Origin of the sequence: Streptomyces sp. NPDC051582 (assembly GCF_040681715.1) — a bacterium.
Classification (GTDB): domain Bacteria; phylum Actinomycetota; class Actinomycetes; order Streptomycetales; family Streptomycetaceae; genus Streptomyces.
In genome coordinates this window covers 121,052-146,487 of record NZ_JBFAZJ010000003.1, presented here as the reverse complement: position 1 = coordinate 146,487, position 25,436 = coordinate 121,052, and the positions used below count along the sequence as shown (strand labels likewise).

Here is a 25,436-nt window from a genome sequence, read left to right as displayed (position 1 = left end):
GGCGGTCGGTGTGCGAAGGGGCGAAGGGCCCTCGTCAGTAGGAGGAGATGCCCTCCGGGACGGTCTTGGCCACGGCCGTGGACAGCCCGACGAGCATCCCCGCATCCGTGGCATGCTCCTTGTCGACCCGGACCTCGGTGTACGCGAGGCGCATCCCGGTGATGAACCGGAACCCCCCGCCGGCACTGTCGGGGACCTTCTCCAGCAGCCAACGGACGCCGTTGACCTCGACGCCCTCCTGCTTCGGATCAGCCATCTCGGGGGGCTTGGGGACACCGCACCGCAGTACGATCGCCGAGCCGCCCCACGCGGCGGTCAGATCCGACTCCGGCGCCGTCTCCGCCCGCGCCAGGCCGGCCACCTTCTCCGGGAGTTCGTCGTGCAGCGCTGCACAGAACCCCGCGACGTCGGCGGGCGGCGTGGGCGGCGGATCCACCCGGGCCTCGGAATCACCCGGGGTACAGCCCGCGAGGGCCAGTACCGCGACCAGTACGGGCAGGGCGGGCAGACGCAGGGGCCGGCGGTGGAGGGTCATCACCGGCCAAGAGTAGACGGGGGCTACAGATGGACCACCGGGCAGGTCAGAGTGCGGGTGATGCCCTCCACCTGCTGCACCTTGGCGACGACCATGCGGCCGAGCTCGTCGACGGTGTCGGCCTGGGCGCGCACGATCACGTCGTACGGCCCCGTCACGTCCTCGGCCTGGATCACCCCCGCGATCTGGCTGATGGACTCGGCGACGAACGACGCCTTGCCCACCTCGGTCTGGATAAGGATGTACGCCTGTACCACGGAACCTCCAGGGCGGCCACGAGGATCGATTCCCCTAACCTTCGGATGGGCCCGGGGATGCGAGTGGGCCCGGGGAAAGGGACGCCACGGTACCGCGTCGCCGAGCACCACGGGGAGACCCGGGGGCCCGGCGCCACGCACGGCGGGGCGTACGGAGAGCAGAAGTTGACGTATCTGTTGACGGTACCCAGAGCTGTGACGGCTCGCGACCGCAAGCGGACTGGGCAAGAAGGGGCACAGCGATGAAGGGCACTGTGGGCGAGCTGGGGGAGTTCGGGCTCATTCGAGAGCTCACCTCACGGCTCACCACCACCCCGGCGGTCCGGCTCGGACCGGGCGACGACGCCGCGGTCGTGTCGGCCCCCGACCGGCGGGTCGTGGCGAGCACCGACATCCTGCTGGAAGGCAGGCACTTCCGGCGCGACTGGTCCACCGCGTACGACGTCGGCCGCAAGGCCGCCGCGCAGAACCTCGCCGACATCGCGGCCATGGGCGCCGTGCCGACGGCGCTGCTGCTCGGCCTCGTCGTCCCGGCCGAGCTGCCGGTCACCTGGCCGACCGAGCTGATGGACGGCATCCGAGACGAGTGCCAAGTCGCCGGCGCGGCCGTGGTCGGCGGCGACGTCGTCCGCGGGGACACCATCACCGTGGCCATCACCGCCCTCGGCGACCTGCGCAACCACGAGCCCGTGCTGCGCTCCGGCGCCCAGCCCGGCGACGTCGTGGCCGTCACGGGCTGGCTGGGCTGGTCCGCGGCCGGATTCGCCGTGCTCTCGCGCGGGTTCCGCTCCCCGCGGGCCTTCGTCGAGGCGCACCGGCGCCCCGAACCCCCGTACCACGCCGGCCCCGCGGCCGCCGGACTCGGCGCCACCGCCATGACCGACGTCAGCGACGGCCTGATCGCCGACCTCGGGCACATCGCCGAGGCCAGCAAGGTGCGCATCGACCTGCGCTCGGCGGCCGTCGACATCCCGACGCAGATGCACGACATCGGGCAGGCCGTCGGGGTCGACCCCTTGCAGTGGGTGCTCACCGGAGGGGAAGATCACGCCATCGTGGCGACCTTCCCGCCCGACGTGAAACTGCCGGCCCGGTGGAAGGTCATCGGGGAGGTGCTGAACCGGTCCGCGCTGCCCCAGGTGACCGTGGACGGCGCCCCCTGGACGAGCACCGGCGGCTGGGACCACTTCGGCTCCGACCCGTCCACCGAGGAGACCACCAGATGACCGACGCGCCACCGCTGTGCCTGACCGTCGCCGGATCCGACTCCGGCGGTGGCGCCGGGATCCAGGCCGACCTCAAGACGATGCTGGCACTCGGCGTGCACGGGATGAGCGTGGTGACGGCCGTGACCGCGCAGAACTCCCTCGGGGTGCAGGGGGTCTGGGAGCTGCCCGCCGAGGCCGTGAAGGCCCAGTACCGGGCCGTCGTGGACGACATCGGCGTCCACGCCGTCAAGACCGGGATGCTGGCCTCCACCGCGTTGGTGGAAACGGTGGCCGAACTGCTGGCCGCCACCTCCGCCCCGGCCGTCGTGGACCCGGTCGGCGTCTCCAAGCACGGGGACGCGCTGCTCGCCGCCTCGGCGCTGGACGCCGTACGCAAGGAGCTGCTGCCGCGGGCCACCGTGGCCACCCCGAACCTCGACGAAGTGGCCCAGCTCACGGGAGTGGTGGTGGAGAGCGAGGACGACATGCGGCGGGCCGCCGACGCCGTGCTCGCGTACGGCTCCCAGTGGGCGCTCATCAAGGGCGGGCACCTGGCCGCCCACGGGGACCAGGCCGCCGACCTGCTCACCGACGGGGACACGCTGCTGTGGCTGCGGGCGCCGCGCCACGGCAACCGGCACACCCACGGCACCGGCTGCACCCTCGCCTCCGCGCTGGCCGCGGGGCTCGCCAAGGGGCAGGACGTGCCGCAGGCCGCCATGGAGGCCAAGGAGTACGTGAGCGGCGCCCTCGCGGCCGGCTTCGCGCTCGGCGGCGGCATCGGCCCCGTGGACCACGCCTGGCAGTGGAACCGCTGACGGCCCCGGAACGGCAGAGGACCACCGCATCACATGATGCGGTGGTCCTCTTCACGCCCGGTCGGTCCAGGCAGGCAAAAGGCCGGTCCACCAGGTGGACCGGCCTTCTGGGCAACCGGAAAGGGCTGCGCTACGACGGTTGGCGTCAGCGCGAGACCTTGCCGGCCTTGATGCACGAGGTGCAGACGTTGAGGCGCTTCGGCGTCCCACTGACCATGGCACGAACGCGCTGGATGTTCGGGTTCCAGCGACGCGAGGTGCGGCGGTGCGAGTGGGAGATGTTGTTGCCGAAGCTCGGCCCCTTGGCGCAAACGTCGCAGTTGGCAGCCACAGGTCACTCCAAAGACTTCAGATGCACTTACAGTGAAATCCGGCGCACCGGATCAGAAGTCTGAGGAAGTCTGAGTGGTTTGCCGGGGGAATTGGCCCGACTCTCATCGGGCAACCGGAGCAGCATACAACGACTGCGTCCGTCCAAGAAAACTACCATGACCGCCGCCGATCCCGCCCGAGGCCCCTGACAGCCGGCAGTCCTTGGTTACCCTGCGGTGAACCCCGGCCCGCACGAGGAGGAACGCCCGGTGCAGCACGAGCCGCAGCCGCAGCCCGCCGACGAGCTCGACGCCCGGGCGGTGCGCACCTGGAGCTCGCTGGCCGTGGCCGCACTGGGCCGGGCCCGCGAGGACATCGACGCGATCAACGTCTACCCGGTCGCGGACGCGGACACCGGAACCAACCTCTACCTGACCGCCGAATCGGCGGACCGCGCCCTGGCCGAGGTGCTCGGCACGCCCCCCGCCGGCGTGAGCGAGACCACAGCGGACGCCTCGTTGGCGGAGGCCGTACGGGCCTACGCGCACGGCGCCCTCATAGGCGCCCGCGGGAACTCCGGGACGATCCTGGCGCAGCTGCTGCGCGGCGTGGCCGAGGTGCTCGGAGACGAGCCCGGTGGGCGCGGGCCCGGCCGGCTGCTGGCCGAGGCGCTGACCCGGGCCGCCGAGGAGGCGTACCGCGCCGTCGCGCACCCGGTGGAGGGCACGATGCTCACCGTCGCGGCCGCTGCGGCACGCGCCGGGGAAGCGGCCGGGGCGGCCGCCGCGAGCGCCGCCGACGTGGCCCTGGCCGCCTACGACGGAGCCCGCGCGGCCCTCGCCGACACCCCTGGGCAGCTGCCCGAGCTGGGCCGGGCCGGGGTGGTCGACGCCGGGGGCTGCGGGCTGGTCGCCGTACTCGGGGCCCTGTGGCAGGCGCTGTCGGGCCGGCAGCCCGCCCCCGAGGCCGTACGCGGGCGGGCCGTGCCCGTACCGCAGCCGCCGCGGCCCTGCGACGCCGAGGAAGGGGGCGGACCCGCGTACGAGGTGATCTACCTGCTGGAGGCCGCCGAGCCGGACGTGGCCGAGCTGCGCGAACGCCTCGACGGACTCGGGGACTCCCTGGTCGTGGTCGGCGGCGACGGACTGTGGAACGTGCACGTCCACGTCGACGACCCCGGCGCCGCCGTGGAGGCAGGAGTGGTCGCCGGGCGGCCGTACCGGATCCGCATCACCCACTTCGGCGACGAGCGCCGCCGGGCGCGGGGGGAGCGCGTCCAGCGGGCCGTCGTCGCCGTGGTCCCGGGCGAGGGACTGGCCGGCCTGTGCGGCGAGGCGGGCGCGACCACGGTGCTCGCCCGCCCCGGAGAGACCCCGGACGCCGCCGCGCTCGTCGACGCCATCCGGCGCGCCCACGCCCGCGAGGTGGTGCTGCTGCCCGGCGGGGCCGACCAGCGCGCGGTCGCGGCCGCCGCCGCCGAGCAGGCCCGCGCCGACGGCGTACGGGTGGCCGTGATCCCGACCCGCTCCGCGGTCCAGGGCCTGGCCGCCCTCGCCGTCCACGACCCGGAGGGCAGCTTCGACGAGGACGTGGTCGCCATGACCGCGGCCGCCGGCGCCACCCGCTACGGGGAACTCGCCGTCGCCGAACGGCAGTCGTTCACCTCCGCCGGCATCTGCCAGGCCGGGGACGTGCTCGGACTCATCGACGGGGACGTCGCCGTCATCGGCTCCGGCCTCGACGAGACCGCCCAGGCGGTCCTGGAGCGGATGCTCGGCTCCGGCGGCGAACTCGTCACCCTGGTCCTGGGGCCGGAAGTGCCCGACGCCCTCGCCGAGCGCCTGGAGGCGTACGTGCAGCACGGGCACCTGGCGGTGGACACGGTCACCTACCGCGGCGGGCGGTACTGCGCACCGCTCCTCATCGGGGTCGAATAGCCGGGTTGTCGGCGCCATGGTGTGCAATGAAGGCGTGCCCGCGCTCGACGAAGACCTCAAGAAGACGCTCGGCCCCGCCACCGCCAAGGTGCTGGCCGAGCAGCTCGGCCTGCACACGGCCCTGGACCTGCTGCACCACTATCCGCGGCGGTACGCCGAGCGCGGCGAGCTGACCTCACTGACCGAGCTGGCCGACCAGATCGACGAGCACGTGACGGTCGTCGCCCAGGTCGCCGACGCCCGGATCCTGACCTTCAACGGGGGCCGCGGCAAACGCCTGGAGGTGACCATCACCGACGGCAGCGGCCGCCTCCAGCTGGTCTTCTTCGGCGCGGGCGTCCACAAGCCGCACAAGGACCTGCTGCCGGGCACCCGCGCCATGTTCGCGGGCAAGGTCGGCATGTTCAACCGCAAGCTCCAGCTCTCCCACCCCGCGTACGAGCCGCTCGGCGCGGACGCCTCCGACCGGGACGCGGCCACCGCCTTCGCGGGCCGGCTCATCCCCATCTACCCGGCCTGCGCCAAGCTGGAGTCCTGGAAGATCGCCAAGTGCGTGGACGCCGTGCTGCCCAGCGCCCAGGAGGCCGTGGACCCGCTGCCGGACGCCCTGCGCGAGGCCCGCGGACTGGTCCCGCTCACCGAGGCCCTGCTGAAGATCCACCGGCCCGCAGCCAAGGCCGACATCGAGGACGCCCGCGGGCGTCTCAAGTGGGACGAGGCGTTCGTCCTCCAGGTCGCCCTGGCCCGCCGCCGGCACGCCGACTCCCAGCTCCCGGCCGTCCCCCGCCGCCCCGCCCCGGACGGGCTGCTCGACGCCTTCGACGCCAAGCTCCCCTTCACCCTCACCGACGGCCAGCAGACCGTCTCCCGCGAGATCTTCGAAGACCTCGCCACGGACCACCCCATGCACCGCCTCCTCCAGGGAGAGGTGGGCAGCGGGAAGACGATGGTCGCGCTGCGGGCCATGCTCGGCGTCGTGGACTGCGGCGGGCAGGCCGCCATGCTCGCGCCCACCGAGGTGCTCGCCCAGCAGCACCACCGCTCCATCACCGAGATGATGGGCGAACTCGCCGAAGGGGGGATGCTCGGCGGCTCCGACCGGGGCACCAAGGTCGTCCTGCTCACCGGCTCCATGGGAATGCCCGCGCGCCGCCAGGCCCTGCTCGACCTGGTCACCGGGGAGGCCGGCATCGTCATCGGCACGCACGCGCTCATCGAGGACAAGGTGCAGTTCCACGACCTCGGCCTCGTCGTCGTCGACGAGCAGCACCGCTTCGGCGTCGAGCAGCGCGACGCGCTGCGGTCCAAGGGCAAGCAGCCCCCGCACCTGCTGGTCATGACCGCGACCCCGATCCCGCGCACCGTCGCGATGACCGTCTTCGGGGACCTGGAGACCTCGGTCCTCGACCAGCTGCCCGCCGGCCGCTCCCCGATCGCCACCCACGTCGTACCGGCGAAGGACAAACCGCACTTCCTGAGCCGGGCCTGGGAGCGGGTGCGCGAGGAGGTGGAGAACGGGCACCAGGCGTACGTGGTGTGCCCCCGCATCGGCGACGGGGACGACGACCCGAAGAAGAAGGCCCCCGCCGAGGACGACGCCGAGAAGCGGCCGCCGCTGGCCGTGCTGGAGATCGCCGAGCAGCTGCGGCGCGGGCCGCTCGCCGGGCTGTCGGTCGAGGTGCTGCACGGCCGGATGGACCCGGCCGACAAGGACGACGTCATGCGCCGCTTCGCCGCGGGCGAGGTCAAGGTGCTGGTCGCCACCACGGTCATCGAGGTCGGCGTGAACGTCCCGAACTCCACCGTCATGGTGATCATGGACGCGGACCGGTTCGGCGTCTCCCAGCTCCACCAGCTGCGCGGCCGCGTCGGCCGGGGCTCCGCGCCCGGCCTGTGCCTGCTGGTCAGCGAGATGCACGAGGCGAGCCCCGCCCGGGCCCGGCTCGCGGCCGTCGCCGCCACCCTGGACGGCTTCGAGCTCTCCCGCATCGACCTGGAACAGCGCCGGGAGGGCGACGTGCTGGGCCAGGCCCAGTCGGGCGTGCGCTCCTCGCTGCGCATGCTCGCGGTCATCGAGGACGAGGAGGTCATCGCCCAGGCGCGGGAGGAAGCCACCCGCGTGGTCGCCGAAGACCCCGAGCTGAAGGGGCTGCCGGGGCTGCGCAGCGCGCTGGAGGCCCTGCTCGACACCGAGCGGGAGCAGTACCTGGAGAAGGGCTGAGCCGCCCTCGCCCGGTACCGCCCGGGGCCGTCCCGGGCGCCACGACCTATCGTGGAACTCCGCAGTAGCCCTCACCGTCGTACCGAAGGACCCCAGATGACCCGCGTGATCGCCGGCAGCGCCGGCGGGCGACGGCTGACCGTGCCCCCGGGCACCGGCACCCGGCCGACCTCGGACCGGATGCGCGAAGGCCTGTTCTCGACCTGGGAGTCGCTGCACGGCATCGAGGGGGCCCGGGTGCTCGACCTGTACGCCGGCTCCGGCGCCGTCGGCCTGGAGGCCCTCTCCCGCGGCGCGGCCCACGCCCTGCTGGTCGAGCCCGAAGCCAAGGCCGCCAAGGCGATCCGGGACAACATCAAGGCGCTGGGCCTGCCCGGCGCCGAGTTCCGGGCGGGCAAGGCGGAGCAGATCGTGGCGGTCCCGGCCGGTCCGGACCCGTACGACGCCGTCTTCCTCGACCCGCCGTACGCCGTCGGCCACGACGATCTTGGCGAGATCCTGCTCACACTCCGCGCCAATGGCTGGCTCACGGACGATGCGCTCGTCACCGTGGAGCGCAGCACGAGGAGCGGAGCCTTCCCCTGGCCCGAGGGCTTCGAGCCGCTGCGCTCCCGCAAGTACGGCGAAGGCACCCTTTGGTACGGCCGCGCCGCCAACACCTGCGAAGACTCATGATGCCCGCATCGGAGAGCGAGGGACCCAAGTTGCGCCGAGCCGTCTGTCCCGGGTCATTCGACCCCATCACCAACGGACACCTCGACATCATCGGCCGGGCCTCCCGGCTCTACGACGTCGTGCACGTCGCCGTGATGATCAACCAATCCAAGCAGGGGCTGTTCACCGTCGAGGAGCGGATCGAGCTGATCCGCGAGGCGACCGCCGACTACGGGAACATCGAGGTCGAGTCCTTCCACGGACTGCTCGTCGACTTCTGCAAGCAGCGCGACATCCCGGCCATCGTCAAGGGCCTGCGCGCCGTCAGCGACTTCGACTACGAGCTCCAGATGGCCCAGATGAACATAGGGCTCTCGGGCGTCGAGACGCTGTTCGTGCCGACCAACCCCACCTACAGCTTCCTGTCGTCCTCCCTGGTCAAGGAGGTCGCGACCTGGGGCGGCGACGTCGCCCACCTGCTGCCGCCGCACGTGCACGCGGCGCTGACCGAGCGGCTCGCCAACCGCTGACGGACTGACGGGCCGTCAGTCCGCTGTCGGGCGTCCGCCCGGTGGCCGTACAGTCGTCCCGTCCGTCTCAGGAACCGCCCGAGGCCGAGAGAGTGCGAGCCCCCATGGACGTGCAGAAGAAGCTCGACGAGATCGTCGCGGCCGTCGGCGGCGCCCGGTCCATGCCCATGTCGGCCTCCTGCGTGATCAACCGCGCAGAACTGCTCGCACAGCTCGAAGAGGTGCGCCAGGCGCTGCCCGGCTCGCTCGCCCAGGCGCAGGAGCTCATCGGCGGCCGCGAGCAGATGGTCGAGGACGCCCGCCGGGAGGCGGAGCGGATCATCGAGTCGGCGCACGCCCAGCGCGGTTCGCTGATCTCCGACACCGAGGTCGCGCGCCGCTCGCAGGCCGAGGCGGACCGGATCCTGTCGGACGCCCGCAGGGAGGCCGAGGAGATCCGGGCCGAGGCCGACGACTACGTCGACAGCAAGCTCGCGAACTTCGAGGTCGTGCTCACCAAGACCATCGGCTCGGTCGACCGCGGCCGCGAGAAGCTGCTGGGCCGCGGCCCCGGCCTCGACGAGCAGGGCTACCCGGACGCCGAGGCGCCCGAGCGCAGCCACGATCCGCAGACGCAGCGCGAGCAGGCGGACGCGTACGTGGACACCAAGCTGGCGACCTTCGAGGCAGTGCTCTCCAAGACCCTGGAGGCGGTCGGCCGGGGCCGGCAGAAGCTGCTGGGCCGGGTGCCCACGGACGACCTCGGCGCGCACATCGCCGCCCAGGACGCCGCGGGGGCGCAGCAGTCCCGCTCGGCGAGCGACGCGGACTTCCTGGCGGGCCTGGCGGAGCCGGCGGCTCCGATGGCCCCGGCGGCCCCCGTGATCCCGGCGCAGGCCCAGGAGCCCGCCTACGACGCGTACGGCTACCAGCAGACCCGGCAGCAGGACGCCTACGGCTACCAGGACCCCTACGCCTACCAGCAGCAGGTCCAGCAGCCGGACCCGTACGCCGCGCTGGGCTACGAGCAGCAGCCGGATCCGTACGCGGCCTACCAGCAGCAGCAGCCGCAGGCCGGGCAGCAGCAGCCCGCGCTCGACGAGACCAGCTTCTTCGACACGAGCATGATCAACCTGGACCAGCTGCGCCAGTACGAGCAGGGTCGCTGAACCCGGATTGGGCTCAGAGCGAAGCGCCGGGTATCCTGGCTCTTCGGTCGCGCGTATGCACCGCGATCCATGCTGCCCGTATGTGGCGGAATCTTTGATCTTCAGCGATCTGTGAAAGCAGGAACGGCCCTGAATACCCGCCTCGACCACCGCAACCCCCTCGTGTTCGACACGCACGAGCTGGGTCGGCGTCCTGGTGCCATGCAGCGGCTGTCCCGTGAGATCGCGGCGCCGGCGGACTTCGGTCTCGTCGGGGTCATCGGAGTGCCCGAAGGCGCCCCGGTGAAGCTCAGCCTCCGCCTGGAGTCGGTCATGGAAGGGGTGCTTGTCACAGGCACCGCCCGTGCATCGGCCACAGGGGAGTGCGTAAGGTGTCTGGAGTCCGTCGAGCGCGAGCTCAAGGCGGACTTCCAGGAGATGTTCTCGTACCCTGACGCCGACGACCGGATCCGCCCCAAAGCGGAGCCGGCCGACGACGCCGAGGATGACGAGGACGCGCTCTTCCTTGAGGACGGCTTGTTCGACCTCGAACCCGTGCTGCGTGATGTGGTGGTGCTCGCACTGCCCATGCAGCCGGTGTGCCGGGAGGACTGTCTCGGACTGTGCCCCGATTGCGGGCTCAGCCTGAACGACGACCCGGACCACCACCATGATGCCGTCGACATCCGTTGGGCGGCATTGCAAGGACTCGTCGTGACCGATCAGGACGACGAGAAGGACAACATGAGCGGCACTGCCTCTGACGGAGTTCAGGGCGCCGCCGAGAAGCAGGAGAAGTAGCCGTGGCTGTTCCGAAGCGGAAGATGTCGCGCAGCAACACGCGCCACCGCCGGTCGCAGTGGAAGGCTGCGGTCCCCACCCTGGTTTCGTGTGAGCGTTGCCAGGAGCCGAAGCTCCAGCACATCGCGTGCCCGAGCTGCGGCACCTACAACAAGCGCCAGGTCCTCGAGGTCTGAGCGGCTGGTGAGAGGCGCAATGTCTGAGCTGTCCAACGCTGAGAAGCAGGCAGACAGTAACAACGCGGCCTCGTCCCACACGCTTCTGGAAGGGCGGCTCGGGTATCGACTCGAGTCCGCCCTTCTGGTGCGTGCACTGACCCACCGCTCGTACGCGTACGAGAACGGCGGTCTGCCCACCAACGAGCGCCTGGAGTTCCTCGGGGACTCCGTGCTCGGCCTGGTGGTCACGGACACGCTGTACACGACCCACCCCGACCTGCCCGAAGGCCAGCTGGCCAAACTGCGGGCCGCGGTGGTCAACTCTCGCGCACTGGCGGAGGTCGGGCGCGGCCTCGACCTCGGCTCCTTCATCCGGCTCGGCCGCGGTGAAGAGGGCACGGGTGGCCGGGACAAGGCCTCCATCCTCGCCGACACCCTTGAAGCGGTGATCGGCGCGGTCTACCTCGACCAGGGCCTCGACGCGGCCTCGGAGCTGGTCCACCGGCTCTTCGACCCGCTCATCGAGAAGTCCTCGAACCTCGGGGCCGGCCTGGACTGGAAGACCAGTCTCCAGGAGCTCACGGCGGCCGAAGGGCTCGGCGTGCCCGAGTACCTGGTCACCGAGACCGGTCCGGACCACGAGAAGACCTTCACCGCTGCCGCCCGCGTCGGTGGTGTCTCGTACGGCACCGGCACCGGCCGCAGCAAGAAGGAAGCGGAGCAGCAGGCCGCGGAGTCCGCATGGCGCGGGATCCGGGCCAAGGCGGACGAGCGGATCGCGGCGGAAGCCGCGGCATCCGCCGCCGCCAAGGTGGCGGTGACGGCTCCGGCCGGCACCGCTGTCGATGCCGTGGTCCCGGCATCGGCCGAGGACGGCGGGTCGCCGACGCCCGCCGGCCCGACACCGAACGGCTGAGCCCTTCCTTCGGGATCTCCCGCCCGCCCCTGCCTCCGTGCAGGGGCGGGCGGACCCGTTTCCGGACCCGGCGGGGGAGGCCGGTACGCTCGGCGGGAGCGACCACGACGCACCAGAACCGCATCGCCCCCGGAGGACCGCCGTGCCCGAGCTGCCCGAAGTCGAAGTCGTACGGCGGGGCTTGGAGCGCTGGGTGGCCGGCCGGACCATCGAGGCCGTCGAGGTCCTGCATCCGCGCGCGGTACGCCGCCACCCGGCCGGTGGGGCCGATTTCGCCGCCCGGCTGACGGGCGAGACGATCGGCGTCCCGCAGCGGCGCGGCAAGTACCTCTGGCTGCCCCTGGAGGGGCGGGACCTCTCGGTGCTCGGGCACCTCGGCATGAGCGGACAGCTCCTCGTGCAGCCCGAGGACGCCGCCGACGAGAAACACCTGCGCATCCGCGTGCGCTTCGCGGACGCCACGGGGACCGAGCTCCGCTTCGTCGACCAGCGCACCTTCGGCGGACTCTCGCTCCACGAGAACACGCCCGACGGGCTGCCCGACGTCATCGCGCACATCGCGCGGGACCCCCTGGACCCCCACTTCGACGAGGCCGCCTACCACGCGGCGCTGCGCGCCAAGCGGTCCACCGTCAAGCGGGCCCTGCTGGACCAGTCCCTGATCAGCGGGGTCGGCAACATCTACGCCGACGAGGCGCTGTGGCGGGCGCGGCTGCACTACGAGCGCCCCACTGCCACGCTCACGCGCCCCCGGAGCACGGAACTCCTCGGCCACGTGCGGGACGTGATGAACGCGGCGCTCGACGTCGGCGGCACCAGTTTCGACAGCCTGTACGTCAACGTGAACGGCGAGTCCGGCTACTTCGACCGCTCGCTCGACGCCTACGGGCGCGAGGACGAGCCCTGCCGGCGGTGCGGCACCCCGATGCGGCGCCGCCCGTGGATGAACCGGTCCAGCTACTTCTGCCCGCGCTGTCAGCGGCCGCCGCGCGTGGCGTCGTAGGACTCCCGGGCGACGATCACCCGGGGCATGCTGCCTTCGAGGAAGTGGATGAGCGCGAGCAGCCGGTCGGCGATCTCGATGCCGAGCGGGGTCAGCTCGTAGTCGACGCGCGGCGGGTTCGTCGGCTGCGCCTCGCGGTGGACGATGCCGTCGCGCTCCAGGGCCTGCAGCGTCTGGGAGAGCATCTTCTCGCTCACGCCGTCGACCTTGCGGCGCAGCTCGTTGAAGCGGCACGAGCCGTCGCGCAGGGCGCCCACGGTGAGGCTGCCCCAGCGGCCCGTGACGTGCTCCAGGGTCTCCCGGGACGGGCACGCGCGCGCGAAGGCGTCGAAGGGCAGCTCTGTCTCCATGCCGACCAGCTTAACTCCGTACAGCGCTGACCAGAAGTGGGCGCTTTCGGTTGGTAAGTGCTCCGCGAGCCGGTGCGACCGTGGCTAGAAGCCGAAGTCCTGGGTCCACCAGGGGCCGCCGTCGGCGACGTACACGCCGACGCCGAGGGTGCGGAACTCGCAGTTGAGGATGTTCGCCTTGTGGCCGGGGCTGTTCATCCACGCGTTCATGACCGCCTGGGCATCCCCCTGGCCGCGGGCGATGTTCTCGCCGCCGAGACCGGACAGGCCGGCCTTGGTGGCGCGGTCCCAGGGCGAGTTCCCGTCGGGGTCGGTGTGGTCGAAGAAGCCGCGGGTGGCCATGTCCTTGCTGAAGGCGGCGGCCAGCGTCGCGAGCGGCGGGTTCGCGCGGACCGGACCGCAGCCGGCCTGGGCGCGCTCCTGGTTGACCAGGGTGAGCACGGCGGCCTCCTCGGCGGAGTGGCCGTCGGCGGGCGTCGGGGCCGGCGGGGCGGGCGGCTCGGGGGCGGCGGTCGTGGGGGCGGCCGTCTTCGGCTTGGGGGCGACCGTCTTGGGCTTGGGTGCGACCGTCTTGGGCGCCGCCGGGACCGGCACCGGCACCAGGCTCTTCTGCGGCTTCGCCTGCACCTCGGGGGAGGCGGACGCGGTGGCGGTGGCGGAGGCGGCGGGCGCGGGTGAGGCGGAGGGGCTCGGTGAAGCCGGCGGGGAAGAGGAGGCCGAGGGGGAAGGAGAGGCCGAGGGCGTGGGGGTGCCCGCGTCGGGGACGGCGGAGGCGCGGCCCGAGAGGTTGGCGAGGCCGCCCTGCTCCTGGGCCGCCGGCTTCGGGCTCGGCGAGGCCTCGGCCTGCGTCTTCCCGGTGGAGTCGGCGGCGTCGACACCCACGTAGGGGAAGGAGCTGCCGACCGGCACCATGCCGGTGGTCACGGCCGCCGTGCCGAGGGCCACGGCCACGGCGCCGCCCAGCAGGGCGGAGCGCACGAGGGTGCGGCGGTTGCCGTCGCGGTCCGGCGCGGCGTGGAGTCGGTGGCGTCCCATCGGCGACGTGCCTTCCTTGCGGCTCAAGATCATCCCTTACGCACCCAAATGGGTGAGTTCACTGGTGCGGGACTGTACGCGATGGGGCGCCGGGGCGATGTGGGGCGAAACTCCTCGCCCCGTTAGCGTGCACGCATGAATGAAGATGTCCGCATGACCGCGTGGGTGCGCGGTCGTGTACAGGGAGTGGGCTTCCGCTGGTTCACCAGGGCCAATGCGCTGGAGATCGGGGGTGTCCTCGGGTTCGCCCTCAACCTCGACGACGGGCGAGTACAGGTGGTGGCCGAAGGTCAACGTGAGAATTGCCACCGGCTGCTCGACTGGCTGCGCTCCGCCGACACGCCCGGGAGGGTCGACGGAGTGACAGAGATCTGGGGCACACCGCGCGGTGGCTACGACGGCTTCGCGATCCGTTGACCGATCGGCTGATCATGTACTGATCACACCTCGGGACGGTCCGCACCCGGCCGGATCTGCACGTTCCGCTGTCGGTACGTTGCCGGACGCGGCGTTCCGTGGAAGGCTCGAAGCAGCGGACGATCTCCACGTCCCTTGGGGGAACCGGGCTGCCCGCCGATACGGGGCGTGATCGTGTTGACCGTCAAACTTTTTGGTGAGACGCTGGAAGCCCCGCGCACCTGAGCTGTTTGGCAGTGCTGGTACCAGTAAGCGCAGTGACTGACAGTCGCTGCCGGACATCCGCGGGTGCGATTCCCTCACGACCCACACCGCTTCGGTCGGTCACTCAGTGTGGAGGACCATCCATCATGGCAAAGGCGCTTCTCGGTTACGTCGGCGGTTCCGACCCGCGACTCCTCGCCGAGATGCGACGGCTTCAGCAGCGCGTCCAGGACCTTGAGTCCGAGCTCGTACGGATTCAGTCCGAAAACGACGCGCTGAACGCGGCCGCCGCTCAGCACGGAGACTCGCTGCTGGACCGCATCGACATCGACGTACCCCAGGCGGAGCCTGCGCTCACCTGATCCGCGCTCTATTCGTCGCTCGACTACAGCCCCGCAAGATCTGCAAGGGACGCTTCGGCGTCCCTTCTTTCTTGTTGGGCCGGGTGGGGGACGATTCCCTCGGCGTCGGTCGTGCCCTGCACCTTCATGGGTGAAACCGAACGCGAAAGGTAGAGTCCGGCGGCGTGCACCTCAAGTCCCTGACCCTGCGCGGCTTCAAGTCCTTCGCCTCCGCAACCACCCTGCGCTTCGAGCCCGGCATCACGTGCGTCGTGGGGCCCAACGGCTCGGGCAAGTCCAACGTGGTGGACGCGCTGTCCTGGGTCATGGGGGAGCAGGGGGCCAAGTCCCTGCGCGGCGGCAAGATGGAGGACGTCATCTTCGCCGGCACCACCGGGCGGCCGCCGCTCGGACGGGCCGAGGTGTCACTGACCATCGACAACTCCGACGGCGCCCTGCCGATCGAGTACGCCGAGGTCACGATCACGCGGATCATGTTCCGCGGCGGCAGCAGCGAGTACCAGATCAACGGGGACACCTGCCGGCTGCTCGACATCCAGGAACTGCTCTCCGACTCCGGCATCGGCCGCGAGATGCACGTCATCGTCGGCCAGGGCCAGCTGGACTCCGTCCTGCACGCCGATCCGATGGGCCGGCGCGCCTTCATCGAGGAGGCGGCCGGCGTACTCAAGCACCGCAAGCGCAAAGAGAAGGCGTTGCGGAAGCTGGACGCGATGCAGGCCAACCTCGCGCGCGTACAGGACCTCAACGAGGAACTGCGGCGCCAGCTGAAGCCGCTGGGGCGCCAGGCCGCGGTGGCCCGGCGCGCCGCCGTCATCCAGGCCGACCTGCGCGACGCGCGGCTGCGGCTGCTCGCCGACGACCTGGTGACGCTGCGGGGCGCGCTGGACGCGGAGATCGCGGACGAGGCGGCGCTGAAGGAGCGCAAGGACACGGCCGAGGCACAGCTCGGCCAGGCCCTGCGGCGCGAGGCGGAGCTTGAGGAGACGGTGCGACGGTTGACGCCGCGACTCCAGCGGGCCCAGCAGACCTGGTACGAGCTGTCGCAGCTGGCCGAGCGGGTACGGGGGACCGCGTCCCTGGCCGACGCGCGGGTCAAGTCCGCCTCGGCGGCGCCGGAGGAGGAGCGGCCGGGCCGCGATCCGCAGGACATGGAGCGGGAGGCCGCGCGGATCCGCGAGCAGGAGGCGGAGCTGACGGCCGCGCTGGAGGCGGCTTCGCGGGCGCTGGAGGACACCGTCGAGCACCGGGCGGAGCTGGAGCGCTCGCTGGCGGCCGAGGAGCGGCGGCTGCGGGACGCGGCACGGGCCATCGCCGACCGGCGCGAGGGGCTGGCGCGGCTGACGGGGCGGCTGGGAGCGGCCCGTTCCCGGGCCGGGGCGGCGCAGGCGGAGATCGACCGGCTGGTGGCGGCCCGGGACGCGGCCCGGTCCCGGGCGGCCGCCGCGCAGGCGGAGTACGAGGCGCTGGCCGAGGAGGTCGGCGGGCTCGAAGACCCGGCGGCGGACGAGGAGTACGCGGCGGCGCGGGCGGAGCTCGCGGCGGCGGAGGCCGCGCTGGCGCAGGCGCGGGACGCGGCGGCGGCCGCGGAGAAGTCCCGGGCCGCGGTGTCGGCGCGGCGCGACGCGCTGGCGCTCGGGCTGCGGAGGAAGGACGGCACGGGAGCGCTGCTCGCCGCGCGGGAGCGGCTGGCGGGGCTGCTGGGGCCTGCGGCGGAACGGCTGTCGGTGGCCCCGGGGTACGAGGTCGCGGTGGCGGCGGCGCTGGGCGCCGCGGCGGACGCGCTGGCGGTGTCCTCGCCGGGGGCGGCGGCCGAGGCCATCAGGCACCTGCGGACCACGGACTCCGGCCGGGCCACGCTCCTGATCGCTGCGCCGCCGGCGGGGATCCCGATCCCGGACCAGGGCGAGTCCCGGCCCCGGGCGGGTTCGCCGTCCGGGACGCCGTTCCCGGTCCAGGGCGCCGCCGGCGCGGACGCCGCGGATCCGGCGGGCCGTTCGGCCGCGGATCCGCGCCCGGGACGGACCGGGGGCACGGGCGACGCCACGAACGCCCCGCCCCGGGCGGGTTCGCCTGCCGGGGCGCCCTTCCCCGGACAGGCCGCCACCGGCGCGGACGTTGCGGCCCCGGTGGGCGCGTCGGCCGAGCCCCCGGTCCCGGGGGAGCGCGCGGCCGACGGCCCCGGGCCGGAGGCGGCCTTCCCCCACCCCGCCCCTTCCCGCGACCGGGGCCCGGCCCCCGACCCCGGTCAGCCCGCCTTGCCGGCCGCGGGGCTGGTGCAGGGGGACGCCGGGATCGTGCGGGCCGCGGGGTGGGTGCTGCGGGAGTACGTCGTCGTCGGGAGCCTCGACGAGGCCGAGCGCTTCGTCGCGGCGCGGCCCGGGCTCGTCGCCGTGACCCTTGAGGGCGACGTGCTCGGCGCGCACCTCGCGCACGGCGGCTCCGCCGGGGCGCCGAGTCTGATCGAGGTGCAGGCCGCCGTCGACGAGGCCGAAGCGGAACTGGTGCGCCTGGACGGTGAGTGCGCGGACGGCGCCGCGGCGCGGGACCGCGCCCAGGCGCTGCGCGGCGAGCTCGTGGCGCGGGTCGAGGAGGTCGGCGAGCGGCGCCGGGCCGGGGAGCAGGCCCGGGCCGGGGTGGCGCAGCAGCTGGGGCGCCTCGCCGGGCAGGCGAAGGGCGCCGCGGGCGAGGCCGAGCGCAGCGCCGCCGCCGCGGACAAGGCCCAGGGCGCGCTGGAGCAGGCGCTGGCCGAGGTCGAGGAGTGCGCCGAACGCCTGGCCACCGCCGAGGAGATGCCGGTGGAGGAGGAGCCGGACACCGCCGTGCGGGACCGGCTCGCCGCCGACGGGGCCAACGCCCGCCAGACCGAGATGGAAGCCCGGCTGCAGCTCAGGACCCACGAGGAGCGGGTCAAGGGGCTGGCCGGCCGGGCCGACTCCCTCGACCGCGGCGCCCGAGCCGAGCGCGAGGCCCGCGCCCGCGCCGAGCGCCGCCGCGCCCGGCTGCGCCACGAGGCCGAGGTCGCCCGCGCCGTCGCCGACGGGGCCCGCCAGCTCCTGGCGCACCTGGAGGTCTCGCTCGGCCGGGCCGAGCAGGAGCGCACCGCCGCCGAGTACGCCAAGGGCCTGCGCGAACGGGAACTCGGCGAGGCCCGCAGCCGCGGCCGCGACCTCAAGGGCGAGCTCGACAAGCTGACCGACTCCGTCCACCGCGGCGAGGTGCTCGGCGCCGAGAAGCGGCTGCGCATCGAGCAGGTGGAGTCGCGCGCCCTGGAGGAGTTCGGGATGGCGGCGGCGGCCCTCGTCGCCGAGTACGGGCCGGACCAGCCGGTGCCCCCGAGCCCGCCCGCCGAGGGGGAGGCTCCGGACGAGGCCGCCGAGCCGGGCCCCTTCGTACGGGCTCACCAGGAGAAGCGGCTCAGGGCGGCCGAGCGCGCGTACCAGCAGCTCGGCAAGGTCAACCCGCTCGCCCTGGAGGAGTTCGCGGCGCTGGAGGAGCGCCACCGCTTCCTGAGCGAGCAGTTGGAGGACCTGCGCAAGACCCGGGCCGACCTCCTTCAGGTAGTGAAGGAGGTCGACGAGCGCGTGGAGCAGGTGTTCACCGAGGCCTACCGGGACACGGCCCGGGAGTTCGAGGGGGTGTTCTCGCGGTTGTTCCCCGGTGGCGAGGGCCGGCTGATCCTCACCGACCCCGACAACATGCTGACCACCGGCGTGGACGTGGAGGCCCGGCCGCCCGGCAAGAAGGTCAAGCGGCTCTCCCTGCTCTCCGGCGGCGAGCGTTCGCTGACCGCCGTCGCCCTGCTGGTCTCGATCTTCAAGGCCCGTCCCAGTCCCTTCTACGTGATGGACGAGGTCGAGGCCGCGCTCGACGACACCAACCTGCAGCGGCTGATCCGGATCATGGAGGAGCTCCAGGAGAGCTCGCAGCTGATCGTGATCACGCACCAGAAGCGGACGATGGAGGTCGCCGACGCCCTCTACGGCGTCTCCATGCAGGGCGACGGCGTCTCCAAGGTCATCAGCCAGCGCCTTCGTTGACCTTTAGCTTCACTTAGTGAACACATTCCCTGAAAGCCTATGGGTCATCTCTGTGAACAATCGGGTTCATCTCCCCTATTGACTTCAGAAAGTGAAGCCATAGGCTCTGCTGTGCCGTGTTGACGTTCAGGTGGTGGCAAGCAGTTTGCTGTGCGCCACTAGAGGAACACGAGCAAGCAACAACGGAACCCCCACACAGCCCGCCGTCGCCGCCGGGCCCAGGAGCGCACCTTGACCAGCACAGCGAACGCACCCGCGCCGGGCGGTGGAAACGCGGCCCAGCCCGACCACCTCGGCCACGTCATCTTCATCACCGCGGCCGCGGCCATGGGCGGCTTCCTCTTCGGCTACGACAGCTCCGTCATCAACGGCGCGGTGGAGGCCATCCGCGACCGCTTCGACGTCGGATCGGCCGCACTCGCCCAGGTGATCGCCGCCGCCCTGATCGGCTGCGCCATCGGCGCCGCCACCGCGGGCCGCCTGGCCGACCGGATCGGCCGAATCCGCTGCATGCAGATCGCCTCCGTCCTGTTCACCGCGAGCGCCATCGGCTCGGCCCTGCCGTTCGCCCTCTGGGACCTCGCGGTGTGGCGCGTCATCGGCGGCTTCGGCATCGGCATGGCCTCGGTCATCGGCCCCGCCTACATCGCCGAGGTCTCCCCGCCCGCCTACCGCGGCCGCCTCGCCTCCTTCCAGCAGGCGGCGATCGTCATCGGCATCGCGGTCTCCCAGCTCGTCAACTGGGGCATCCTCAACCTCGCCGACGGCGACCAGCGCGGCGAGATCGGCGGCCTGGAAGCCTGGCAGTGGATGCTCGGCGTGATGGTCGTGCCGGCCGTGCTCTACGGACTGCTCTCCTTCGCCATCCCCGAGTCCCCGCGCTTCCTGGTCTCGGTCGGCCGCACGGACAAGGCGAAGGAGGTCCTGCGCGAGGTGGAGGGCTCGGGCATCGACGCCGACGCCCGCGTCCGCGAGATCGACCACTCCATGCGCTCCGAGGTGAAGTCCACCTTCAAGGACCTGCTCGGGGGCCGCTTCGGCTTCCTGCCCATCGTCTGGATCGGCATCGGCCTCTCGGTCTTCCAGCAGCTGGTCGGCATCAACGTGATCTTCTACTACAGCTCCTCGCTGTGGCAGTCGGTCGGCATCGACGCGAGCTCCTCGTTCCTGTACTCCTTCGAGACCTCGGTCGTGAACATCATCGGTACGGTCATCGCGATGATCTTCGTGGACCGGCTCGGCCGCAAGCCGCTCGCCCTCATCGGCTCGGTCGGCATGGCCCTCTCGCTCGGCACGGCGGCCTGGGCGTTCTCGTTCAAGTCCGGGACCGGCGACGACATCTCCCTGCCCCACGCGCAGGGCATCACGGCCCTGGTCGCCGCCAACTTCTTCGTGCTCTTCTTCGCCCTGTCCTGGGGCGTCGTGGTCTGGGTCCTGCTCGGCGAGATGTTCCCGGGCCGCATCCGCGCCGCCGCCCTCGGCGTGGCCGCGGCCGCCCAGTGGATCGCCAACTGGGTCATCACCGTCTCGTTCCCGTCGCTCTCCGACTGGAACCTGTCCGGCGCCTACATGATCTACACGTTCTTCGCCCTGCTCTCGATCCCCTTCATCCTCAAATGGGTGCCGGAGACCAAGGGCAAGGCGCTGGAGGAGATGGGGTAACCACCCCCGCCAACGCCCCTTCTCCTCGATACTGCCCCGGCTCAGTCCTTGAGCCGGGGCAGTACCTGTTCGCAGAGCAGGTGCAGGCTGCGCCAGCCCTCGTCCAGCGGCATCCCGCCGCACAGCGGGTGCAGCACCAGGTTCCCCGCCTCGCCCGCGCCCCGGGCGTACGCGACGGCCTCGTCCGGGGTCAGCACCCGGTACACGCCCTCCGCGCGCAGCCCGGCCACCGAGCGCGCGCCCGACCGCACGGCGCTGAGGATGTCCTTCGACTGCCACGAGGCGTACATGCCCGCCTCGTGAAGGAAGCGCTCGCCGTACTCGGCCCACACCCGGTCCGGGTCCTCGGCGATGTGCAGCAGCGGGGTCTCGGCCGCCGGCATCATGCAGAACCCCTCCGTCCCGTGTTCCGAGAGCTGCGCCTGGTAGTACGCCTCCAGCTCCGGCAGGTGCGCGCTGGGGAAGAACGGCAGCCCGAGCCGGGCCGCGCGCCGGGCCGCCGCCTTGGAGCTGCCGCCGACCAGGAGCAGCGGGTGCGGCTGCGTGAAGGGCCGCGGGGTGACCCGTACCGTACGGCCCCGGTACTCGAACGGCTCACCGGTCCACGCCCGCAGCAGGGTCTCCAGCAGCTCGTCCTGGAGCCGGCCGCGCCGGCCCCACTCGACGCCGTGCTGCTCGTACTCCTGCGGCCGGTAGCCGATGCCCGCGACCGTGACGAGGCGGCCGCCGCTCAGCAGGTCGAGGACCGCGATGTCCTCCGCCACCTTCAGCGGGTCGTACAGCGGACCGATGATCGCCGAGACGGTGACCGCGATCCGGCGGGTGGCGCCGAAGACGGCGCCCGCGAAGGCGAACGGCGAGGGCAGCCAGTTGTTGGCCGTGCCGTGGTGCTCCTCGGTCTGGACCGTGTCGATGCCGCGGTCGTCCGCGTACTGCGCCATCTCCAGCGCGGCCTTGTAGCGGGCGGAGAGGCTCTCGGGGGTGCCGTTCGGGTCGACGAGATTGAACCGGGCCACGGTGATGGGCATGGAGAAGTCCCCCTTCGCCGGATGTGGGTGCGCGGGCGAAGGGGGACGTTAGCTGACGTGGCGTCAGTTGGACAGGGATCCGGCGGCGCCCGCGAGCTCGGGCTCCGCCGCCCCCGCCGCGGGGGCAGCCGGAGCCGCGGTGCGCGGCAGTACGGCGTACAGCAGGCCCGAGGTGACGATCCCGGCCGCCCAGCCCAGGCCGTTCCGCCCGATCCAGGTGCCGGCGAGCGGCCCGCCGAACCAGTCCACCTTCGTGAAGAGCAGTCCCACGACCAGGGCCACGCCCCACGCGGTCATGGCCTGCCAGGCGTAGCCGCCGCGGTACCAGTAGGCGCTGGTGCGGGTGGTGTCCAGCAGCGCCGCGCCGTCGTACGAGGTCCGGCGCAGCATGTCCACGCCGAAGACGCCGATCCACGCGGAGAACGCCACGGCCAGCAGGGTCAGGAAGGAGATGAACGAGCCGAAGAAGCTGGTCGCGACCACCATCAGCAGGAAGCCGAAGACGAGGCTGATGACGGCGTTGACGCTGACGGCCGCCGCGCGCGGGACCTTGATGCCGAGGGTCTGCGCCGTGAAGCCGGCCGAGTACATGGACATCGAGTTGATCAGCAGCATGCCGACGAGCGCGATCAGCAGGTACGGCACCGCGATCCAGGCGGGGAGCAGATTGCCGATGAAGGAGACCGGGTCCTGCGCCGTGGCCAGGTCCGGGGTGCCCACCGCCATGACGGCGCCCATCAGCACCATCGGGATCACCACGACGGCCGCGCCGCCGATCGTCGCGCCGACCATGCCCTTGGCGGAGGCCGTCCGCGGCAGGTAGCGGGTGAAGTCCGGGCCCGAGGGAACCCAGCTGATGCCGCCGGCGGCGATGGTGCCGATGCCCGCGATCATCATCGCGGTCGAACCGGCCGGCTTGTCGAAGACGGCGGACCAGTCGCTCTCCACGATTAGATAGCCGAGCACGAGCACGCTGAAGGCGCCGAAGAGGTACGTCGACCAGGTCGAGCACACGCGCAGGGCGCTGATGCCGAGGCCGGACACCAGGAAGGTGCAGCCGACGAAGAGCACCAGGGTGACCACGATCAGGGCGGTGTTCTTCTTCACCCCGAACACCAGGTCCAGCACGGTGAGCATGGCGAAGGCGCCGCTGACCGCGTTGATGGTCTCCCAGCCCCAGCGGGCGACCCAGATCAGGGCCCCGGGGAAGAGGTTGCCGCGCTGGCCGAACACGGCCCGCGAGAGCGCCATGCCGGGGGCGCCGCCGCGCTTCCCGGCGATCGAGATCAGCCCGACGAGCCCGTACGAGACGACGGGCGCGGCGATCGCGACGACGAGCACCTGCCAGATGTTGAGCTTGTTGAAGATCACCAGACCGGCGCCCATGGTCAGCAGCAGCACGCTGATGTTGGCGGCGACCCACGTGGGCACGAGCTCGCGGACCCGGCCCGTGCGCTCGCCGTCCGGGACGGGCTCCAGGCCGCGGGTCTCGACCGAGGTGTCGGCGGACGTCTCGGCGGGCGTCTCGGCGGGCGTCCGGGCGGACGTCGCGGGCGGCGTCTGTATCGCGCCGTCGGCGGGCTCGGCAGGCATGCGGTACTCCGGGGGCAGGGCGTACGGGTAAGTCGCCCATCATCGTAGATGTGCCGCGAAGTCCACAAATAGAGCCTTACGGCCCAGCCGGAACCGCCGGAGTCCGGGGTCCGGGGCCGCCGTGGCCGATACTGGACGCGTTATGGAAATCCTCATCCTTGCCGTAGTCATCGCCCTGGTCGCGGTCGGCGCGATCAGCGGGCTCGTGGTCAGCAGCCGCAAGAAGAAGCAGCTGCCGCCCTCGGCGCCGCCGAGCACGCCGACCATCACTGCCCCGCCCGCCGAACCGCAGGTGGGGGAGGACGCCGTAGAGACGGCGGAAGAACCCCGCCGCACGATCGAGGAGGTCGTCCTCCCCGACGCGGAGGCCGCGGCTCCCGAGGCACCCCCCGTCGTCGCCGAGCCCGAGGCGCCGGCCGCCCCCGAGATCGAGGTGCCCGAGCCCACCGCCGGCCGCCTGGTCCGGCTGCGCGCCCGCCTCGCCCGCTCGCAGAACTCGCTCGGCAAGGGGCTGCTCACGCTGCTCTCGCGCGAGCACCTCGACGAGGACACCTGGGAGGAGATCGAGGAGACCCTCCTGATCGCCGACGTCGGTGTCGTACCGACGCAGGAGCTCGTGGACCGGCTCCGCGAACGGGTCAAGGTGCTCGGCACCCGAACCCCCGCGGACCTGCGCACCCTGCTCAAGGAGGAGCTGCTGACCCTGGTCGGCACCGACTTCGACCGCGCCGTGAAGACCGAGAGCGGCGCCGACACCCCGGGCGTCGTGATGGTCGTCGGCGTCAACGGCACCGGCAAGACCACCACCACCGGCAAGCTGGCCCGCGTGCTCGTCGCCGACGGCCGCTCCGTGGTGCTCGGCGCCGCCGACACCTTCCGCGCCGCCGCCGCCGACCAGCTCCAGACCTGGGGCGACCGCGTGGGCGCCCGTACGGTACGCGGCCCCGAGGGCGGGGACCCGGCCTCGATCGCCTACGACGCGGTCAAGGAGGGCATCGCCGAGGGCGCCGACGTGGTGCTCATCGACACCGCCGGCCGCCTCCACACCAAGACCGGCCTCATGGACGAGCTCGGCAAGGTCAAGCGCGTCGTGGAGAAGCACGGCCCGCTGGACGAGATCCTGCTCGTCCTCGACGCCACCACCGGGCAGAACGGGCTGACCCAGGCCCGCGTCTTCGCCGAGGTCGTGGACATCACCGGCATCGTGCTGACCAAGCTCGACGGCACCGCCAAGGGCGGCATCGTCGTCGCCGTCCAGCGCGAGCTCGGCGTCCCCGTCAAGCTCGTCGGTCTCGGCGAGGGCGCCGACGACCTGGCGCCCTTCGAGCCGGAGGCGTTCGTGGACGCCCTGATCGGCGACTGAGCGCGGCTGCGTACGCAGCCCGCGCGCAGCTCGTGCGCACGACAGTGCCCCGCGTTCCGGCCGGAACGCGGGGCACTGTCGGACACCCCCTAGCGCCGCAGCCGGTGGCAGATGTACGCGAGGGTGCCCAGCAGCAGCCGGGCCTGCGGGGGGCCGCCCGCGGAGTCCAGCGCCGGCGGGCGCAGCCAGCAGACGGGGCCGAGGCCCGCGAGGTCGGAGGGCGGGGCGGTCAGGAAGGCGCCGGACCCCAGGGCGCGCAGGTCGAGGTCGGCATCGTCCCAGCCCATCCGGTACAGCAGCTGCGGCAGTTCGGCGGCCGCGCCGGGGGCCACGAAGAACTGCGCCCGGCCGTCCGGGGTCGCGGTGACCGGCCCGAGCGGCAGGCCCATCCGCTCCAGGCGGACCAGCGCCCGGCGCCCCGCTTCCTGCGAGACCTCGATGACGTCGAAGGTGCGGCCGACGGGGAGCAGGACCGCCGCGCCCGGGTATCCGCTCCAGGTCTCGGTGACCTCGTCGAGGGTGGCGCCGGCCGGGACGGTCGGAGCGAGGGGCAGCGGATGCGCCCCCGGCGCGCTGCAATTCGTATGACCGCAGGAGCAGCCGCGGGCGGGTGCCGCGGCGCGGGCGCCGGGGACCACGTCCCAGCCCCACAGTCCGGTGTACTCCGCGACGGCCGTGCACTCCGACGTCCGGCCGCGGCGACGCGTACCGGAACGGAACTCCTTGGTGCTGCGGCTGCCGCCGATCGTGAAGCCCATGCCCATGCCCCCTCCAACGGGTCGGACGCGCAGGTGGTTACGACGTCGGCGGGACGGGATGCGGGGCCGGGGGCGAGCCCGGTGCCCGGAGGGGCTGCCCGGCGCACTCCTCGCCGCGCGCGCCCCCGCTGCACTCCCGTCCATCCG

24 protein-coding genes are annotated in these 25,436 nt (G+C 72.5%); 16 read left to right on the top strand and 8 right to left on the bottom strand.

Going from position 1 to position 25,436, the window contains the following annotated elements:
• Window positions 1-34 precede the first annotated feature (34 nt).
• On the bottom strand, window positions 35-535 hold the full coding sequence (locus AB0M92_RS06230) for a DUF3515 domain-containing protein (protein WP_366100923.1): 501 nt from the start codon (window positions 533-535) through the stop codon (window positions 35-37).
• A 23-nt stretch (window positions 536-558) separates the two neighbouring features.
• The gene (locus tag AB0M92_RS06225; RefSeq protein WP_030298511.1) at window positions 559-792 is read right to left on the bottom strand and encodes an Lrp/AsnC ligand binding domain-containing protein; all 234 of its coding nucleotides are present in this window, start codon (window positions 790-792) and stop codon (window positions 559-561) included.
• A 242-nt stretch (window positions 793-1,034) separates the two neighbouring features.
• Here AB0M92_RS06225 and AB0M92_RS06220 point away from each other — a divergent pair, with 242 nt between their 5' ends.
• Entirely contained in the window at window positions 1,035-2,018 is a 984-nt protein-coding gene (locus tag AB0M92_RS06220) for a thiamine-phosphate kinase (protein WP_366100922.1), read from the top strand.
• Window positions 2,015-2,818, top strand: coding sequence for a bifunctional hydroxymethylpyrimidine kinase/phosphomethylpyrimidine kinase (gene thiD, locus AB0M92_RS06215; RefSeq protein WP_366100921.1), 804 nt, complete (start codon window positions 2,015-2,017; stop codon window positions 2,816-2,818). Before AB0M92_RS06220 ends, thiD begins: the two co-directional genes overlap by 4 nt.
• A 145-nt stretch (window positions 2,819-2,963) precedes the next feature.
• Here the strand turns inward: thiD and rpmB are convergent, their stop codons facing one another.
• Entirely contained in the window at window positions 2,964-3,149 is a 186-nt protein-coding gene (gene rpmB, locus AB0M92_RS06210) for a 50S ribosomal protein L28 (RefSeq protein WP_030298506.1), read from the bottom strand.
• Window positions 3,150-3,399: 250 nt separating this feature from the next.
• Between rpmB and AB0M92_RS06205 the strand changes: the two genes are divergently transcribed.
• The 9 genes from AB0M92_RS06205 (at window position 3,400) to mutM (ending at window position 12,477) form a co-directional block, all read left to right on the top strand.
• Window positions 3,400-5,067, top strand: a complete 1,668-nt coding sequence (locus AB0M92_RS06205; RefSeq protein ID WP_366100920.1) for a DAK2 domain-containing protein — start codon at window positions 3,400-3,402, stop codon at window positions 5,065-5,067.
• Window positions 5,068-5,083: 16 nt separating this feature from the next.
• Window positions 5,084-7,288 carry an ATP-dependent DNA helicase RecG gene (gene recG, locus AB0M92_RS06200; protein ID WP_366100919.1) on the top strand — a complete coding sequence of 735 codons (2,205 nt, stop codon included), beginning with the start codon at window positions 5,084-5,086 and terminating at the stop codon, window positions 7,286-7,288.
• A gap of 96 nt (window positions 7,289-7,384) precedes the next feature.
• Entirely contained in the window at window positions 7,385-7,963 is a 579-nt protein-coding gene (gene rsmD, locus AB0M92_RS06195; RefSeq protein ID WP_366100918.1) for a 16S rRNA (guanine(966)-N(2))-methyltransferase RsmD, read from the top strand.
• A gap of 29 nt (window positions 7,964-7,992) precedes the next feature.
• Window positions 7,993-8,472 carry a pantetheine-phosphate adenylyltransferase gene (gene coaD, locus AB0M92_RS06190; RefSeq protein ID WP_366100917.1) on the top strand — a complete coding sequence of 160 codons (480 nt, stop codon included), beginning with the start codon at window positions 7,993-7,995 and terminating at the stop codon, window positions 8,470-8,472.
• Window positions 8,473-8,576: 104 nt separating this feature from the next.
• Window positions 8,577-9,620 (top strand): cell division initiation protein, encoded by a 1,044-nt coding sequence (locus tag AB0M92_RS06185; protein WP_366100916.1) that lies wholly within the window; start codon window positions 8,577-8,579, stop codon window positions 9,618-9,620.
• Window positions 9,621-9,731: 111 nt separating this feature from the next.
• Entirely contained in the window at window positions 9,732-10,400 is a 669-nt protein-coding gene (locus AB0M92_RS06180; protein ID WP_366100915.1) for a DUF177 domain-containing protein, read from the top strand.
• A 2-nt stretch (window positions 10,401-10,402) separates the two neighbouring features.
• Window positions 10,403-10,576 carry a 50S ribosomal protein L32 gene (gene rpmF, locus AB0M92_RS06175; RefSeq protein ID WP_003965982.1) on the top strand — a complete coding sequence of 58 codons (174 nt, stop codon included), beginning with the start codon at window positions 10,403-10,405 and terminating at the stop codon, window positions 10,574-10,576.
• 19 nt (window positions 10,577-10,595) lie between these two features.
• Window positions 10,596-11,474, top strand: coding sequence for a ribonuclease III (gene rnc / locus AB0M92_RS06170; RefSeq protein WP_366100914.1), 879 nt, complete (start codon window positions 10,596-10,598; stop codon window positions 11,472-11,474).
• Between the two features lie 142 nt (window positions 11,475-11,616).
• Window positions 11,617-12,477: a bifunctional DNA-formamidopyrimidine glycosylase/DNA-(apurinic or apyrimidinic site) lyase gene (mutM, locus tag AB0M92_RS06165; protein WP_366100913.1), complete on the top strand. Its 861-nt coding sequence runs from the start codon at window positions 11,617-11,619 to the stop codon at window positions 12,475-12,477.
• Here mutM and AB0M92_RS06160 read toward each other — a convergent pair.
• Together AB0M92_RS06160 and AB0M92_RS06155 are read right to left on the bottom strand one after the other, a co-directional pair.
• Complete coding sequence (locus AB0M92_RS06160; protein WP_366100912.1) at window positions 12,450-12,827, bottom strand: helix-turn-helix domain-containing protein; 378 nt, start codon at window positions 12,825-12,827, stop codon at window positions 12,450-12,452. The two genes, mutM and AB0M92_RS06160, sit on opposite strands and share 28 nt — an antisense overlap.
• 84 nt (window positions 12,828-12,911) lie before the next feature.
• On the bottom strand, window positions 12,912-13,862 hold the full coding sequence (locus AB0M92_RS06155; RefSeq protein WP_366100911.1) for a CAP domain-containing protein: 951 nt from the start codon (window positions 13,860-13,862) through the stop codon (window positions 12,912-12,914).
• Between the two features lie 135 nt (window positions 13,863-13,997).
• On the opposite strand from AB0M92_RS06155, the gene AB0M92_RS06150 reads away from it, so the two are divergent.
• From AB0M92_RS06150 to AB0M92_RS06135, 4 genes are all read left to right on the top strand, one after another.
• Window positions 13,998-14,279 (top strand): acylphosphatase, encoded by a 282-nt coding sequence (locus AB0M92_RS06150; RefSeq protein WP_030859890.1) that lies wholly within the window; start codon window positions 13,998-14,000, stop codon window positions 14,277-14,279.
• 350 nt (window positions 14,280-14,629) lie between these two features.
• The gene (locus AB0M92_RS06145; RefSeq protein WP_030162422.1) at window positions 14,630-14,845 is read left to right on the top strand and encodes a hypothetical protein; all 216 of its coding nucleotides are present in this window, start codon (window positions 14,630-14,632) and stop codon (window positions 14,843-14,845) included.
• A 164-nt stretch (window positions 14,846-15,009) separates the two neighbouring features.
• Window positions 15,010-18,885, top strand: a complete 3,876-nt coding sequence (locus tag AB0M92_RS06140; protein ID WP_366100910.1) for an AAA family ATPase — start codon at window positions 15,010-15,012, stop codon at window positions 18,883-18,885.
• Between the two features lie 231 nt (window positions 18,886-19,116).
• Window positions 19,117-20,547 carry a sugar porter family MFS transporter gene (locus AB0M92_RS06135; protein ID WP_366100909.1) on the top strand — a complete coding sequence of 477 codons (1,431 nt, stop codon included), beginning with the start codon at window positions 19,117-19,119 and terminating at the stop codon, window positions 20,545-20,547.
• Window positions 20,548-20,588: 41 nt separating this feature from the next.
• On the opposite strand, the gene AB0M92_RS06130 is transcribed toward AB0M92_RS06135, so the two are convergent.
• Both AB0M92_RS06130 and AB0M92_RS06125 read right to left on the bottom strand, forming a co-directional pair.
• Complete coding sequence (locus AB0M92_RS06130; protein ID WP_366100908.1) at window positions 20,589-21,575, bottom strand: LLM class flavin-dependent oxidoreductase; 987 nt, start codon at window positions 21,573-21,575, stop codon at window positions 20,589-20,591.
• Window positions 21,576-21,638: 63 nt separating this feature from the next.
• Entirely contained in the window at window positions 21,639-23,168 is a 1,530-nt protein-coding gene (locus AB0M92_RS06125) for a cytosine permease (protein ID WP_366100907.1), read from the bottom strand.
• A 142-nt stretch (window positions 23,169-23,310) separates the two neighbouring features.
• Here AB0M92_RS06125 and ftsY point away from each other — a divergent pair, with 142 nt between their 5' ends.
• Window positions 23,311-24,531 carry a signal recognition particle-docking protein FtsY gene (ftsY, locus tag AB0M92_RS06120; protein WP_366100906.1) on the top strand — a complete coding sequence of 407 codons (1,221 nt, stop codon included), beginning with the start codon at window positions 23,311-23,313 and terminating at the stop codon, window positions 24,529-24,531.
• Window positions 24,532-24,620: 89 nt separating this feature from the next.
• On the opposite strand, the gene AB0M92_RS06115 is transcribed toward ftsY, so the two are convergent.
• Window positions 24,621-25,289, bottom strand: coding sequence for a bifunctional DNA primase/polymerase (locus AB0M92_RS06115; protein WP_366100905.1), 669 nt, complete (start codon window positions 25,287-25,289; stop codon window positions 24,621-24,623).
• Window positions 25,290-25,436 lie beyond the last annotated feature (147 nt).